The 15,877-nt window shown below is 58.2% G+C and carries 13 protein-coding genes; 4 read left to right on the forward strand and 9 right to left on the reverse strand.

Features of this window, described 5'->3' with window-relative positions:
- Positions 1-244: 244 nt before the first annotated feature.
- Complete coding sequence (locus NBG89_RS30920) at positions 245-523, forward strand: hypothetical protein (RefSeq protein ID WP_431324723.1); 279 nt, start codon at positions 245-247, stop codon at positions 521-523.
- Between the two features lie 57 nt (positions 524-580).
- Here NBG89_RS30920 and NBG89_RS30925 read toward each other — a convergent pair whose 3' ends face one another.
- The 3 genes from NBG89_RS30925 to NBG89_RS30935 all read right to left on the reverse strand — a co-directional run bounded on the left by NBG89_RS30925 (position 581) and on the right by NBG89_RS30935 (position 3,088).
- Positions 581-1,105, reverse strand: a complete 525-nt coding sequence (locus NBG89_RS30925) for a dimethylsulfonioproprionate lyase family protein (protein ID WP_431324724.1) — start codon at positions 1,103-1,105, stop codon at positions 581-583.
- 266 nt (positions 1,106-1,371) lie between these two features.
- Positions 1,372-2,304 (reverse strand): electron transfer flavoprotein subunit alpha/FixB family protein, encoded by a 933-nt coding sequence (locus NBG89_RS30930; RefSeq protein ID WP_431324725.1) that lies wholly within the window; start codon positions 2,302-2,304, stop codon positions 1,372-1,374.
- Positions 2,305-2,326: 22 nt separating this feature from the next.
- The gene (locus NBG89_RS30935) at positions 2,327-3,088 is read right to left on the reverse strand and encodes an electron transfer flavoprotein subunit beta/FixA family protein (protein ID WP_431324726.1); all 762 of its coding nucleotides are present in this window, start codon (positions 3,086-3,088) and stop codon (positions 2,327-2,329) included.
- 1,016 nt (positions 3,089-4,104) lie between these two features.
- Between NBG89_RS30935 and NBG89_RS30940 the strand changes: the two genes are divergently transcribed.
- The 3 genes from NBG89_RS30940 to NBG89_RS30950 all read left to right on the forward strand — a co-directional run bounded on the left by NBG89_RS30940 (position 4,105) and on the right by NBG89_RS30950 (position 7,704).
- Positions 4,105-5,037 (forward strand): MurR/RpiR family transcriptional regulator, encoded by a 933-nt coding sequence (locus NBG89_RS30940; RefSeq protein ID WP_431324727.1) that lies wholly within the window; start codon positions 4,105-4,107, stop codon positions 5,035-5,037.
- Between the two features lie 514 nt (positions 5,038-5,551).
- A complete protein-coding gene (locus tag NBG89_RS30945) occupies positions 5,552-5,938 on the forward strand; it encodes a hypothetical protein (RefSeq protein WP_431324728.1) in 387 nt (128 codons plus the stop codon).
- An 11-nt stretch (positions 5,939-5,949) separates the two neighbouring features.
- Positions 5,950-7,704, forward strand: coding sequence for a GH116 family glycosyl hydrolase (locus NBG89_RS30950; RefSeq protein WP_431324729.1), 1,755 nt, complete (start codon positions 5,950-5,952; stop codon positions 7,702-7,704).
- Between the two features lie 164 nt (positions 7,705-7,868).
- Here the strand turns inward: NBG89_RS30950 and NBG89_RS30955 are convergent, their stop codons facing one another.
- The 6 genes from NBG89_RS30955 to NBG89_RS30980 all read right to left on the reverse strand — a co-directional run bounded on the left by NBG89_RS30955 (position 7,869) and on the right by NBG89_RS30980 (position 15,777).
- Positions 7,869-9,533 (reverse strand): electron transfer flavoprotein-ubiquinone oxidoreductase, encoded by a 1,665-nt coding sequence (locus NBG89_RS30955; RefSeq protein WP_431324730.1) that lies wholly within the window; start codon positions 9,531-9,533, stop codon positions 7,869-7,871.
- Positions 9,534-9,778: 245 nt separating this feature from the next.
- Complete coding sequence (locus NBG89_RS30960) at positions 9,779-10,708, reverse strand: MurR/RpiR family transcriptional regulator (protein WP_431324731.1); 930 nt, start codon at positions 10,706-10,708, stop codon at positions 9,779-9,781.
- Positions 10,709-10,897: 189 nt separating this feature from the next.
- Entirely contained in the window at positions 10,898-11,785 is an 888-nt protein-coding gene (locus NBG89_RS30965; RefSeq protein WP_431324732.1) for a fumarylacetoacetate hydrolase family protein, read from the reverse strand.
- 106 nt (positions 11,786-11,891) lie between these two features.
- Positions 11,892-13,478: a GMC family oxidoreductase gene (locus tag NBG89_RS30970; protein ID WP_431324733.1), complete on the reverse strand. Its 1,587-nt coding sequence runs from the start codon at positions 13,476-13,478 to the stop codon at positions 11,892-11,894.
- Between the two features lie 81 nt (positions 13,479-13,559).
- Complete coding sequence (locus NBG89_RS30975) at positions 13,560-13,979, reverse strand: nuclear transport factor 2 family protein (RefSeq protein WP_431324734.1); 420 nt, start codon at positions 13,977-13,979, stop codon at positions 13,560-13,562.
- A 58-nt stretch (positions 13,980-14,037) separates the two neighbouring features.
- Positions 14,038-15,777, reverse strand: coding sequence for a hydantoinase B/oxoprolinase family protein (locus NBG89_RS30980; protein ID WP_431324735.1), 1,740 nt, complete (start codon positions 15,775-15,777; stop codon positions 14,038-14,040).
- Between the last annotated feature and the right edge of the window lie 100 nt (positions 15,778-15,877).

A 15,877-nucleotide genomic window follows, 5' to 3' on the forward strand; every position in this document is an offset into this window, starting at 1 on the left:
CCTCGTTCTGTTTGGGGCCTCCAGGCGCGGGGAAGGGAGCCCAGGCTGATCTCACGTACCCACAACAATACGGCGGAGCGCGCCATCCCAAATGGTCCTGCGTTCTACTCTGCACATCTCTGGATTTTCGGGGTCTACGAGAACGCCAATTTCGTTCCCGCTGCGAAAGGCCCCTTGTGAACAACTATAGGTATTCACATTCGACCTTTTCCATTTTCTCCCACGCACCTCGTAAACAACGTCGATGAATACGACGCAGATATCGCAGATCATAGTCGACCTTGCGGCGACAATGGTCGCAGAGATTGCCGTCCATCCGGCCAATTTTCTCAGTTCGAGAGCTCTCGAAAGGATTGAAATTGCAACAAGAAGCAAGGCAATGGTAAAGGCCATCATTAGGTATGACATGCATGCATTCTCCTGCTTCGATAGCGATTATCCCAATGGTGGCGCTGGTGGTGATGCGCTACCTATAGTTGCATGTGAGATAATCTATATTATGGAACTGATGAGCCTGTCCTGACTCCCGGTCCGTCTCGAGCACCACTGATCCGTTTTGTTTTCCATCTGGGCGAACACTTTAGAGCCTGGCGTCTTCTACATGGCACCAGATGGCTAGCAGTGGTTCGGACGTGCATCGCATCGCGAACTGCCGTCCCGCCTCGTTGAAAAAGATGGTTCCGGCGTTGGCCCGGAACCAATTACTGAGATCGAAGCAGATCTCGCCGTCGGAGAGCAACAGAAAGACCCGCGAGTGAAACTGAACATGGTCAGGAAAGCGGCTGTATGGGGCCATTAACGTGACACCGACACGCACATCGCTTCGCTCCTCTAGACCTCCCGGTCCAGCCAGAATTGCATGCGCATGCGACTGCTCGAATTTCAGACTGGCGAATGGACCGCTTCGGCTCGAGCGCCAGAGCAGAGTTTCCTTTAGCTCGGCTAGGCTTTCTGCGGCATCGGAGAGATGCGGTAAGGAGGTGCGGATGTTATCTATTGCGCGGGTGAAGTGATCACCCACGTCGAAGCCAGCTTGAAACCCGTCGTTTATTGGTCCGGGCTGCTGGAGCCGCTGGTAGACCTTGCCAGCAACAAAGCTCGCCATGACCGGCGCGTGGGCTGACAGGAGCATGTCGCCAACTGCGTTTAGAACGATCTCCAACGGGCGGGGGCGCGCGCTTCGGTTAAGAGCGGATACCCGCCGTTTTGCAGGTTCGCTTTCGTCATTGAGAAGGAGGTCTTCATATCGTTGGACGGTTGTCGGCACCCGTGGCATAGCTGGCCTTCCTGATTTGTTCATTAGGTGGCGCAGACATGCCCGCGGCCATCCTGCGCAATTGGAGTACGCAACGACACAAGATCTCTTGGCTGCTAGAGCACCTTCTGCAATTCCGGCAGGACGTCGAAGAGATCGGCGACGAGACCGTAGTCGGCGACCTGGAAGATCGGCGCCTCCTCGTCCTTGTTGATGGCGACGATGACCTTCGAGTCCTTCATGCCGGCGAGATGCTGGATCGCACCGGAGATGCCGCAGGCGATGTAGAGCTCAGGCGCGACGACCTTGCCGGTCTGGCCGACCTGCCAGTCGTTCGGGGCGTAACCGGCATCGACGGCGGCGCGGCTTGCGCCGACGGCGGCCCCGAGCTTGTCGGCCACCGGCAGGATGACTTGCCTGAACTTCTCCGCCGAACCAAGCGCGCGGCCGCCGGAGATGATGATCTTCGCCGAGGTCAGTTCCGGACGGTCCGAAGTGGAAAGGGCGTCGGATACGTAGCGCGACAGCCCGGAAGAAAGAGCTGCCGTTGAGATCTCCTCAACGGCAGCAGACGGGCCTTGGGAGGCCGGGGGAAAGGAAGCGGTGCGCACGGTGATGACGCGTCTGGCGTCGGTCGTCTGCACCGTCTGGATGGCGTTGCCGGCATAGATCGGCCGCTTGAAAGTGTCGGCCGAGACCACCTCTGTTATTTCCGAGACCTGGGCAACGTCGAGGAGGGCAGCGACGCGCGGCATGACGTTCTTGCCGGTCGAGGTGGCGGCGGCGATGATCGTGTCGTAGCTGCCTGCCAGCGAAACGATCAGCGCGGCCAGCGGCTCGGCGAGATTGTGGGCGAGGCTTGCATCCTCGGCAAGGAGCACCCTGGACACGCCCGACAGCCTGGCGGCCTGATCGGCCGCAGCCCTGGCACCGGCGCCGGTGACGAGGATGGTGACGTCGCCGCCGATCTTGGCGGCCGCCGTCAGCGTCTTGGCGGTCTGGTCGGAAAGGTGGCTGCCGTCGTGGTCAGCCAGAAGAAGAATGGCCATGGATATATCTCCCTGTCTCGCCTTAGAGGACGCCGGCTTCGACTTTAAGCTTCTCAACCAGCTCGGCGACCGACTTGACCTTGACGCCGGCCTTGCGGCCCGATGGTTCCTCGGTCTTCAAGACCTTCAGGCGCGGCGCGGTGGAGACGGAAAAATCGGCAGGAGCTTGTCTGTCGAGCGGCTTCTTCTTCGCCTTCATGATGTTCGGCAGCGAGGCATAGCGCGGCTCGTTCAGGCGCAGGTCCGAGGTGACGACGGCGGGCAGCTTGATCTCGATCGTCTGCAGGCCGCCATCGACTTCGCGCGTCACCTGCGCCTTGCCCCCAGGACCAGGGACTTCGATCTCGATCTTCGAGGCGAAGGTCGCCTGGGCGTAACCCAAGAGGGCGGCCAGCATCTGGCCGGTCTGGTTCGAGTCGTCGTCGATCGCCTGCTTGCCGACGATGATCAAGCCCGGCTGTTCGGCGTCGACGACGCCCTTCAGGATCTTGGCCACAGTGAGCGGCTCGACTTGATCGTCGGTCTCCACCAGGATCGCCCGGTCGGCGCCCATGGCGAGCGCGGTGCGCAGCGTCTCCTCGGCCTTGGCCGGACCGATCGACACGACGATCACCTCCTCGGCCTTGCCGGCTTCCTTCAGCCTGAGCGCCTCCTCGACGGAAATCTCGTCGAACGGGTTCATCGACATCTTCACATTCGCAAGCTCGACGCCCGTGCCATCCGGCTTCACCCGGATCTTCACGTTGTAGTCAACCACCCGCTTCACGGGGACGAGAATTTTCATGGGTGCTTTCCTGCTTATCGTGTCGGAATTGGCGTCCCGCATCGACAGTCATTCGGGTTTTCGTTTAGCGGGTGAGCCCGCTGATCGATCATTGGGATCAGAACGCGGTTCACGTTTAGGGCCGGAACTCTCCAGCCATTGTTCCCATATTCAAAAGCGGCGTCCATTTTGTTGGCGGGCTCGACGCTGGAGCACTTCTGATCGCACTGGCGAAGGCCGGCGGCCCAGCCCAGCGCAAACACGTAACGGTGCCGATTCCGCTCTTGCGCATCCCGAAGATGCATGTGGCCATCGACAGCGCGTGAACTACGCCGGGTTTCATTGTGCTCTCCATCCGCTCCCAAGTGACTTCATTCAACACATGATCCAATATAATGTCAATTGGATCATGTGATCCAAGTTATGGTTTTGTTTGTTTCGCCTGCCCCAGGCGCACTGCCTGATATCGCAATGTCCGAGCTCTATTCCACCTCGTTGAGAGTGACAGCGCGCGCGTCTCGGGGGTGACACTGACCCAGCCAACTATCGCGTCCTATTGAGAGTTTTGCTGGAAATCCTGACCTGATGCTGGCTGCCATTGTGGCAGGTCGCGACGGTCCAGGCGTAGTTGGCAGCTTTACATCTCACCCGACAACTAACCTTTCGGGGCGAGGCTGGTTCGAACGACGTGCAAAGCAATATCTTGCAATGCGTCGAGTTAGGCTGCGGATGTTCGCAATGATGATACAGGCTTCTGGGGAGGCGATCGCTTCTCGCACTCCCTGGCTAATCTTCGACACCTGCCAAGCCAATGTGAAGGCACATTCACTACCTGGCGAATCAGTACCGTGTGGCCTGCCCAACGTCTTGGCCCACGCAAGCAAGGCGAGATCAAAGCCCCACGCGGTCGCGCAGTCATCCCTTAGGTTGCAAACAATCCCCGAAATATGGCAATCAATCATTGCTTCGCCCGGACATTTGCCGGAAAGTGATCCGCCTTGAAAACGCGACCGCCGGTCGATGTTCCAGAGAGACCCATGACCGAACCAGATGTGATCGAGCGAGTTAAAAAGATCTGCGTTGAGCTTTCCGGACAGACGGTGGATGCGGCTCATTACCTCATCAACAATCCGGACGAAATTCCGTTCTATACGATGCGCGAAGTTGCGAGACGCGCCAACATCCAGCCCGTCAGTCTTGTCAGGCTGGCACAAAAGTTGGGACATGCCGGTTATGGTGAGCTGCGTCAGCAGTTCATCGATATGGCTCAGGAGCGCCAGCAAAGAGATCGACAATCCCTAAATCGCAATGAGCTGAGCGCTGGAAGACTGATCGCCGAACTGAGCAAAAATTCCGGGCTACAGCCTTTCATCGATTCGTTCTTCTCGACAGAGCTAGCCGTCGTTGAGCAGGCAAAGGCGCATCTGTCGGAAGACAAACTCGATAGGGCTGTGCAACTGCTGGTCCAGGCGCCAAAAATCTACGTCATAGGTCGGCGAACGGCATTCACGCCTGCTTTCACCCTCGCCTATACACTGCGGAAAGCTCGGCCAAACATAATTCTGCTGGATAATCCCGGAGGCGCACCGGAAGGAGCGCTGGACGATATCCAGCCGGGTGACGTTTTCGTTGCGGTGACCTTTGCGCCGTTCAACCGACTGGTTCAGACGTTGACCGAGAAGGCATCGCTTTCGGGGGCGCACGTCATCGCGATTACTGACAGCTTTGCCGCGCCCATCAGCAAGTTTGCGGGACCATTGCATTTCGTGGCGCAGTCGTCTGGCCGGGCATTCCCCGAATCCGCGCTGGGAGCAATAACGATTGCGAACCTGCTTGCGGCCTTGACTATCAGCAGGCTCGGCGAGGTGGCACAGCGTCGAATTCGCGAGAATGAGCGCTTTCTCGTGAACTCTGGCGAGTATCTCCTGTCCGGCGCTCCCAAGAAACGTCGACGCCCCTCAAAAAAATAGTTGAACACTGTCGCGAGAAGCAAAAGCAAGGCAAAGTTCGCTCGCCACTACCGACGGCCGAAGTCGCGCACACGCTAGTCCATGATCGAGATGGCAACGCGCTATCACGTGCTCACACTGATCCCAGCCTCATGGATCAATAAGAGTCGAATGCTGACTTGCCGAATTTACCCGCAAGCAACTACGGCCTGGCGTGCATAGTTCGACCCGACACCAGAAGCGAAGCGAGTTCGTCTTTAGTCAAACCCCCGCCAGCCTTCCGCAGCCAGCGCGCGAGGTGCCGATGCTGACCAGGCAATGTTTCCAACCTCATAATGTCGGCTTTCCGCGCATCGCTGCGTTGGGAGGCGTCCATCGACTCGCATCCATTCCCTATTCTGTTCTGTAGTTGACAGTCAGTTCCCTCGATTCTAATAATTCGTCAACCTACCGAACAATTGGTGCCGCGGGCGACGAATTGTCAACTTCCCAACCCTTTCTGCATGGAGCGCCTTACCGCGCGACGAGCCAGCCCGTGATTAGCGTTGACCCGGGCAGAACAAAGATTCTTGCCGATACCGCAAACGTCGAAGGCCGGGCGGCACCGCCAGTCGACATTCTCGCACAGCGGATTCCCTGCCCTGTTGCGGTGAAAACTGACGGCATCGCGCTGCTGAACAACGTCGAAATTCCAAACCGGCGCCACACCGTGTTCGGAGCCAGCTTAAGCCAGGGCCATGTTTTCACCAGCAGCGTGTTTACCGGCCAATCAGTCACTCCCGGTATTGCGGTCGGCGAGCTACCTTTCGCTGCTTGGGACCGAAGAAGACGCATCAGGCCGCAGGCACTTGTCCTCTGTGCCGTCGCGCTCGCGTTTACGACCTTGCCTCTCGAAAAATCGAATCATGAGACAGTCCAATGAAAGAACGATCCATGGCATCCCCCATCCTTGTACCTCTGGCAGACGGTCAGGTATCCTCGCAAACGCCAGTTTATTTGCCGTTCATGGCGCCACGGCTCCAGGGTGATCTTTTTCCCGATGGAAAGCTGGAGCTCTCACTCTGGGGCGCCGGAAAGCTGGCGAACTTGTTCTTCACCGGCTGGTCTGGGCCATTCACCTACGCGCCAAATCGTCTGTTGGTGCCCGGCGGTGGGCTCTTTGTTGCGCAATCTGCTCCTGTGCTTTTCCTCCAGGGAGCCAAGCTTCGGTCGCTTGTAGCGTCCAGGCGTTGTGCATGGTGGGGGGCGCTCAGCGAACGAACTCCGATCGAAAGGCAGAAGGACCGCCGGATCGCTCGCACTGGCTGGGGTGTTGCCATCGCGGAAGCAAGGCCAGATGGGATTCTCGTCTCCGTCGGCGCTACGCTAGATGAGGCAAATGAAGGGCTTAAGCTCGGCAAAGAGATGATTATCTCAGAGGCCAATGCCTACGTCCGGAAGTGTGATGCAATGCAAGATGCACCACCGCTTCTACGCACCATGGTCTCACAGGGGCTGCATGCGGCGCTTTCGAGCATTCGCAAGGATCAGCATGGCGCTTTTGCGGGTTTGGCTGCCGGACAGGGCTACAGTGCTCCAGCGCGCACCTACTACCGTGACGGCTACTGGACACAGCAGGCACTGCTTCATCGAGAACCCGGCGCAGTGCGAGCGCAAATCGAGCTTCTTGCGCGAGGCGTGCAGCCGAATGGGGAAGCACCAAGCGGGGTCATCCTGACAGGCCCGGGCCAGGCTGAAGAGTGGGAGCGGGCGCGTCAGTCCCATCCTCGTATCAAGATAGAACATCTGCGGCCCGGCGATTGGTGGAGCGACCACTTTGATAGTCCACTGTTCTTTGTTCTGACGATTGGCGATTATATCCGGGTCACTGGCGACACGTCGCCCCTTGTTGATCACTGGGGCAAGATCGTCGCGATTTTCAATCGCTATCGCCAATTCGACAAATATGGAAATGGCCTGCCCGTCAAACCCAGGCATGACCGTGATTGGGCCGACAACGTCTACCGTTACGGCTATGTGGCCTACGATCTCGGACTGTGGATTGGAGCACTTGACGTCCTCGCCCAATATGGCGGCATTGCCAACAGGGAAATCGCCACTGAGGCAACGGCGCTTGCTGCCAAGGCACGCGCATCGCTCGATGGGGTCCTGCTGCAATCGAGCGGGGCCTACGCTGACTACGGGATCAAGGGAGAATTCGTCGAGGATCACCTCACCCTCGACAGTTTGACCCTGCTCAGGTTCAAAGCGGTAAGCCCCGAAAGGGCACGGCACGTGCTTGAGCAGGTTCAAAAGTCGCTGGAGAGCCGAAACAATAGGGAACAGCCCTATGGTGATTGGGGCGTCATGTGTGCGTTTCCGCGATTCAAGCGGCCAAAAGATACGCGCGAAAAGTCCGCCTTTGCCTATCGCTATCATAACGGATCCGACTGGCCCTATCTCACTGGACTCTATGCTGAACAGCGTCTGGCCTACGGGCTCGATGATGCCGAATACCCCTTGCTGCGTTGGTGGCAAACGTGCCTGGAAAATGGGTGGATGGGACCCGTCGAGTATTTTTCGCCACCGTGGGGGCGTGGATCGCCGCTTCAGGGCTGGAGCAGTATGCCGGCCGCGGCAGCGCTTGCCCATCGCGAAAAGCTCCAAGGGAGCCCTGCTAACGATAGCAGTACGTGCTGGCGTAAGTAAGCTCCCGCCAGCACGGTCCCGCCTCGTCAGATCAACCTTCGCCAGCTAATCGTCCAAGGCCCGTCTATTCATCCGCGCCAAAACTCGGTGAAGAAACGAACTCTTGTCGCGGACGTCCGAAGACACTTTAACGCAGATCCAGTGATGCAGATCGTGGTTTTTTGTTACATGTTCGGATAGACCGGCCCCTCGCCGCCCTGCGGGGGGACCCAGTTGATGTTCTGGTTCGGGTCCTTGATATCGCAGGTCTTGCAGTGGACGCAGTTCTGGGCGTTGATGACGAAGGTCTCCTGACCGTCCTTCTCTACCCATTCATAGACGCCTGCCGGACAGTAGCGCGTCGACGGACCGGCATAGATATCGTGCTCCGACCGCTTCTGCAGGCCCATGTCCTTGACCTTGAGATGTACCGGCTGGTCTTCCTCATGGTTGGTGTTCGACAGGAACACCGAGGACAGCCGGTCGAAGGTCAAGACGCCGTCCGGTTTCGGATAGGCAATCGGCTTGTGCTTGGCGGCCGGTTCCAGCGAGGCGGCATCGGTCTTGCCGTGCTTCAGCGTGCCGAAGATCGACAGACCGAACAGCTGGTTCGTCCACATGTCGAGACCGCCGAGTGCAACGCCAACAGCCGTGCCGAACTTCGACCACAACGGCTTGACGTTGCGCACCCTCTTCAGGTCCTTGCCGATGTCGCTTGAACGCCAGTCGGTCTCGATCTCAACCACCTCGTCATTGGCGCGACCGGCGGCAATCGCAGCGGCGATGCGGTTCGCCGCCATCATCCCCGACAGCACAGCATTGTGGCTGCCCTTGATGCGCGGCACATTGACGAAGCCGGCCGAACAGCCGATCAGCGCGCCGCCCGGGAAGGAGAGCTTCGGCACCGACTGCCAGCCGCCCTCGGTGATCGCGCGTGCGCCATAGGAAAGCCGCTTAGCCCCCTCGAAGGTTCCGCGGATCGAAGGATGCGTCTTGAAGCGCTGGAATTCCTCGAAGGGATGGAGGTAGGGATTCTTGTAGTTCAGGTGGACGACGAAGCCGACGGCAACGAGATTGTCTTCGAGGTGGTAAAGGAAGGAACCGCCACCGGTCTTCATGCCGAGTGGCCAGCCGAAGGAATGCTGCACCAGACCTTGGCGGTGATGCTCGGGCTTGACCTGCCAGAGTTCCTTGATGCCGATGCCGAATTTCTGCGGCTCGCGATCCCTGGACAGATCGAACTTGGCGATCAGCTGCTTGGCGAGCGAGCCGCGCACACCTTCGCCGATCAGCACATATTTGCCTGTTAGCGCCATGCCGCGCGTGTAGTTCGGGCCGGGCTCGCCGTTCTTCTCGATGCCCATGTCGCCGGTGGCGACACCAATGACCGCCCCTTCGTCGTTGTAGAGCACTTCGGTCGCGGCAAAGCCCGGATAGATCTCGACGCCGAGTTCCTCCGCCTTGGTGGCGAGCCAGCGACAGACGTTACCAAGCGAGACGATATAGTTGCCGTGGTTGCTCATCAGCGGCGGCATCAGCATGTTCGGCAGACGCACCGAGCCGGCCGGGCCGAGCACCAGGAAATGGTCGTCGGTCACCTCGGTCTTGAACGGATGATCGGCCTCTTCGCGCCAGCCGGGCAGTAGGCGATCGATACCGATCGGATCGACAACGGCTCCCGACAGGATATGCGCGCCGACTTCGGCACCCTTCTCCAGCACGACGACCGACAGCTCCGGATTGACCTGCTTCAGACGGATCGCAGCCGACAGCCCCGCAGGCCCGCCGCCGACGATTACAACGTCGAATTCCATGCTTTCGCGTTCGGGCAGTTCAGTCGTATCGGTCATGCATCCATCTCCGCTCGGCCGACATTGCGGCCATATTCCCCGTGATCGGGTTATCTCTTGTCAAAACAGAGGGCTATTGGATCATATGCTCCAACAGCAAGTTTGCGATTTTTATCAAGCCTCTTTCGAAGGTGGTGGCCTTAGCAGTTGTCATGCGCGCGAACGTGCATCCCATAAATCCAGGTCCGACCGGCGCCTCATTGCCTGGTCCACGCGTGAGCCGCGATCCACTGCCAGAAGCTCAGCTACCCTTTACGCGGCGGAGATTTCTTCGTGCTACCCGAGAGGAGATATTCGCCGGAATTCACCAGGAAGTGCTCATTGTCACGAATTCTGCGTTGTGCTGCCTCGCCAAGCCTGCTGATGGTCAAGGCCGCGAGTATGTTGGCGATCGCTATTGCCCCGAGAGTGGATTCGGGGAATGCCCTTCCTGACGATTGCGCCACGAAATGCAGCGGTCCCGCAAACTTGCTGATCGGCGCGGCGAAGCTGTCTGTAATCGCGATGATGTTCGCCCCCGACTGGGACGCTTTTTCGGTCAATCGATGCACCAGGCGGTTGAACGGCGCGAAGGTGACCGCGACGAAGGCATCGCCTGGCCGGATATCATCCAGAGCGCCTTCAGGGGCTCCGCCAGGCGTATCCAGCAGGACTATGTTCGGACGCGCCTTCTGCAGGGTATAGCCGAGGGTATAGGCCGGTGTGAACGCCGTTCGCCGACCGATGACATAGACTTTCGCGGCGCGGGTCAGCAGTTCCACAGCGCTTTCAAGTCTTTCCTCCGACAAATGCGCTCTTGCCTGCGCGACGACTGCCTGCTCTGTCGCAAAGAAGGAATCGACGAAAGCCTTTAATCCCGAGCTTTTGCCCATTTCGGCAATGAGCGTGCGCGCGCTCGACTCATTGCGGTGTAGGGACTGGCGATCCCGTTGATGACGTTCCGGAGTTGTATCGATGAAATGCTGCCGCAGATCGCCATACCCGGTCAGCCCCAACTTTTGAGCCAGCCTGACAAGGCTTACGGGCTGAACGTTCGCGCGCCGCGCGATCTCCCGCATCGAGTAAAATGGAACCTCGTCCGCATTGTTGATGATATAGTGCGCCGCATCCACCGTCTGTCCCGACAGCTCGACGCATATCACCTTAATTTGCTCGATCAGATCTAGCTTGTTCATTGCTGTCTTTGGAACGTCGACGTCTGGTTGCGGACTTGAGTGCTGTCAAGCCGCCGGGAATAGCCCGGCGACCTGGCGAACGATTGCCGTATTTCGCGCGAAATCGCGAGAAAGGCCTGACCAGGCTGTATCCTATGACCGCGACGGTTTGAGATGGTTTGGCGCCATGGAGCCACAGGCAAATGTTCGTCATCGAACGACGTTGCGCAGGATGCCCACATTCTCCAGCTCCACCTCTACGATATCACCCGGCTTCAACCATATCGGCGGCTGCCGCTTGGCACCAATGCCCTGGGGAGTTCCTGTTGTAATGATGTCGCCCGGTGAAAGAGCCAGGAAAGAGGAAATATAGCTTACCAAATGGCGAACCGGGAAAATCATGAGATGCGTATTGGATGATTGGACCTGGGTGCCGTTGATACGCGTCTGGATATCGAGGTCCTGAATGTCCCCGACTTCGTCCAGCGTAACAAGGGTCGGACCAACTGGCGTCGAACCATCGACAGCCTTGCCTGCCAGCCACTGCGTTCCGCGATACTGAAGATCACGCGCCGTGATGTCGTTCAAAACGGTGACGCCAGCCACGAAATTAAGCGCGTCGTCAGCAGAGACGGAGCGGCATTCCTTGCCGATGACGATTGCGAGTTCGCCTTCGAAATCCAGGTTTGGCGTAATGTTGGAGCAGCATATCTCATCGAAAGGACCGATGAGCGTGCTTGCGAATTTCGCGAAAATGTCGGGATGTGTCGGGAGCGCGCGCCCGGTCTCGGCAACATGGTCGTTGTAGTTGAGACCGATGCAGAGGATTTTCGAAGGATCAGTAACCGGCGGACCAAGGCGAACCTTGCCAAACGGCCCTACCTCGGCTTTCGGGTTCTTCCGGGCTGCAGCAGTGAGCCGCCCTGAGAGCTCTGACAGTGCTCCTCCGTGCTCCCGTAGCAATTCACGTACCGACGAGACAGATTTCGCGTTCTCGCCGCCTTCGCTTTTGAGCAGCGTATCCACGTCGAAAATCGAGGAATCCACCACCACACCTGCTCGCCAAGAGCCAGCCGAGTCATACGTCACCAGTTTCATAGGTCCTCCCGCACCATCCAGGTGCTTTCGCAAGAGTGAGAAAAAAACAGTCAACCATCGGACCGCAGACAGGAGCCTCTCCGTTCGCGCCTGAAAACCGTCGTCGTTAGAATCGATTGCCTTTCATAAAGTCGGCAGCGCGTTCACCGATCATGATCGCCGGAGCATTCAGGTTGCTCGACGACACGAACGGCATGACGGAGGTATCGGCCACCCGAAGCCCGTCGATGCCATGCACTCGCAACTGCGGATCGACCACGGCCATCTCGTCCGTTCCGATTTTGCAGGCACCGCTCAGATGATATGCTCCTTGCGTATATTTCCTGACGAAGGCCTCGAACTCTGCGCGGGTTTTCAACGGCTTGGCGGGCAAATGCGATTCGCTGACGAACTTCTTCATCGATGGCTGTTCCATGATCTCCTGTCCAAGCCGGATTCCATCGACAAGCCGATCAACGTCATACTGATGACTGAGATAGTTAGGGTCCACTATTGGCGGAACACGCGGGTCCGCTGAGCGAAGAGCAATTCGGCCGCGCGATTTTGGCCGGCAGGCATACACGTTCAAAGTGCATCCATTGCCACTCGCCGTCGTTTCCACACCCTCCTCGATACCGGCGCCGGCCAGGAAGTGATATTGGAGATCCGGGGTAGGATCCGATTTATCGCCCCACCAGAAAGCTCCACCCTCGCAGATATTCGATGTAATCGGCCCTGAACCGAAAAGCGCGTATTGAGCCGCCGCGGCTAGCTGCCACCGCAGCTTCTTGTATTTGTCGTAGCTCGTGTTCGACTTCAGGTTATAGATCAGGAAGCAATCGGTATGGTCCTGCAGGTTTTGCCCGACGCCTGGCAGGTCATGAACCACCTGAACGCCTGAGCGCTGAAGCTCGGCGGCGGGCCCGATGCCTGAAAGCAAGAGAAGACGAGGAGACCCAACCGCTCCCGAGGATATGACAACTTCGCGTTCCGCCCGCATCGTTTCAACGCGGCCATTCTCGACGTACTGGACGCCAACGGCCCGGCCACCTTCAACCAGGATCTTCGTGACCTGCTTGTCGGTGACTATGCTGAGATTCCGGCGCTTTCGGGCCGGACGAAGATAAGCGTCGGCCGAACTGCAACGACGGCCATTCTTCGTAGTCAGCTGGTAGAGCCCTGCTCCCTGCAACTCGCCGGAATTGAAGTCCGGATTATAAGGTATTCCGGCCTCCTGGCAGGCCTTTACCCAGGCTTTGGTCAGCGGCAAGGTATACTGCTGGTTCGAAACGCTCAATGGTCCGTCCTGACCATGGACGTCGTTCGAATAGACCTCGTTGTTTTCTGCCTTGCGGAAGTACGGGAGCACATCCTTGTAGCCCCACCCTTCTGCTCCATGCTCGACCCAACGCTCGTAATCCGATGGCGCACCCCGCATATAAACCATGGCGTTCAGCGAACTGCCACCGCCCAAAACGCGCGCTTGTCCGACTTGTGGCTCGGTATCATTTTGATGCTTGAGCTTCTCGACCTTATACCAGTGAAGCAAAGAGCTTTTGAACGATTTGTAAAAAGTTACTGGAAAGCGGATCCAGAGATTGCTGTCCCTAGGGCCGGCCTCGAACAGCGTCACCGATACATCCGGATCCTCGCTCAGCCGACCCGCAATAGCGCATCCTGCAGATCCTCCACCTACCACGATAAAATCGGGCATCACACAATCCTAATCTAAGTAAAGTATCGCAAACGGCCCGCGCACGAATGCGCGCAGGCGCTGTTTCAGCGTTTTCGGCGGCTATCGGATATCCGAGAAGAAGGCATCAACTTCCGCCTGGCGCATGTCGCAGAACCAGCATTCCACGATCTCCTCGTTTTCGAAACGATATGCTGCGAGGCGATCGGTCCGGACCTGCTTGTCGCCACGAGTCCAGATCTCATGAACCATGATCAGAATCGCGTCATCCGATTCAGCGATAAGCTCATCATGCCCGGCCTCGCCGCCGACGATCCACTTGTCGGTATAGGCAGCGACCTTGTTCACCCAGCCCTCGAGGAAGCCTTTGGACCCGTGGAAATCGCCAGAAAGAACGGGATGCGAGCCCCCCATATGCACGACAAGATTGTCTGCATAGTAGCTGCACCCCTTTTCAACGTCGCCGCTCGACCATGCTTCGTGGTATTCACGAAGAATATCCTTCGCGCGTTTCTTACTCATGTTGACTCCCCTTGATCGTTATGTGGGCGTTTCATCGTATTGAACCGATAGAGAGAAACTACGCGGTCTTTCGCCTTGCCTCGGTCGACAGAATGGACTTTCCATCGGCTGAGATCGCGACACCATAGGTATCGAGTGCTGCCTGTCGGGACACGACGCCGTCGCGGACATCGCGCAGGACGGAGGCGGGGTCGCGCTGATGTGGATGTCCCCAGCCGCCGCCAGCCGTAGCCTCGATCACCAGATGGAACGGCTTGACCTCTTCAACGCCATAGGGCGGGCAGTATAGTTCTTCACCTGTCGCCAGATCGAAAGCCCTGATCGATCCCTTCTCGCCCCAGTGCCCGCCGTTGACGCCGGCGGCTGTCTTCTTGCGCGCGCCTTCGCCTCGGAGCAGATGTTCCCCACCCGCCAGGACATCAACCACGTAGTCGACGCCGGTTCCACCGCGATATTGGCCTGCGCCGCCCGTGTCGCAACGCATCTCGTAGCGATGCACGCGGATCGGATAAGACTGCTCATAGGTTTCGACATTTGGGATGAACATCCCGCCGAGCGTCATCTGATGGCTGGAGGTTGGAAAACCGTCCCGCCCCTTGACCGCACCGCCACCGGAACTGCCGTGCCAGTGGTAGAGAACAAAGACGTTTCCGTCAGGCTTGGTGCCCGACGAGATGCCGAACACCGATTTACCCCATCCCGCGCAGGCGCGCTCGGGATCGGCCTGTGCCAATGCTCCCCAGCACGCGTTCATGATGTCGATCGCCGGGAATACCGTGTTCATGGTCATTGGCGCCGGCGGCAGGGCGTTCACCACGCTTCCTTCGGGCGCGATGATCTTGACGCATCGGTAGGTACCCTCGTTGTGTGGAATTGCGGGGTCCAGAAAGGCGGAAAGTGCGCAATAGACGGCCGAATGCGTGTTGGCGATCCCGCTATTCTTGAAACCCTTGATTTGCGGCGACGTGCCCGTGAAATCAAAGGTGATCGTGTCCTCTTCGATGGTCATCTTGATACGCGTTTCGATATCGACAAGCTCGAAGCAGTCGGTATCGCTGAAGTCCGATGCATGCCATACGCCATTCGGAAGCTCGGAGATGGCCTGGCGCATCCGTCGTTCGCCATAGTCAAGAAGAGCATCGAGATAGGCGCGGCCCTTTTTGACACCAAGTTGGGAGATGACGTCAGCCAGCCGCTGTCCGCCAATCCGTGTCGAGCCAATCATCGCGCCAAGATCGCCTTCCAGCAGGTCCGGGCAGCGCGAGTTCAGAAGCAGCATGCGCCACAGGTCGTCGCGCAACTGGCCCTTTTCGATCAACTTGAGGACGGGCAGGCGAATTCCTTCGTGGAAAATCTCTGTCGCCTTGGCATTGTAGGTACCGGCCGCGCCGCCGCCAATATCGGACTGGTGGGCACGATTGCTGCAGAAGCCGACCAGTTCGCCTTCCACGAAAACAGGGCGAATAAGGGTCCAGTCTGGCAGGTGATTGCCGCCAGCCGCATAGGGATCGCTGAGAATAAAGACGTCTTCCGGCTCGATACGCCCGGAAAAATCCCGCAGAACCGCGCGCACGGCAAATCCACCACTGCCGGAATGGATCGGCAAACCATCGGCTTGCGCGATCGTCTCGCCATCCGCATTGCTCAGGAAGCACGAAAAGTCATGGCTTTGGCTGAAGATCGGACTGCGCGCGGTCCGAGTCATGATGGTGCCCATTTGCAGGCTGATATGGTCCAGCTGTCGCTGCAGAATTGCAATGAGAACCGGATCGTATTCTGGAGACAAAACAGTACTCATAATTTGACCTCATCAATTCTTGCAATAAGCCATCCGCGTTGCTGGGCATTTGACTGCAGTCGCACCAGAGAGGCGGCAGTTTTCAAAAAACGCCCGAGAA

The organism is Rhizobium sp. YTU87027, assembly GCF_050644135.1.
In the GTDB taxonomy this organism is placed as follows: Bacteria; Pseudomonadota; Alphaproteobacteria; order Rhizobiales; family Rhizobiaceae; genus Rhizobium.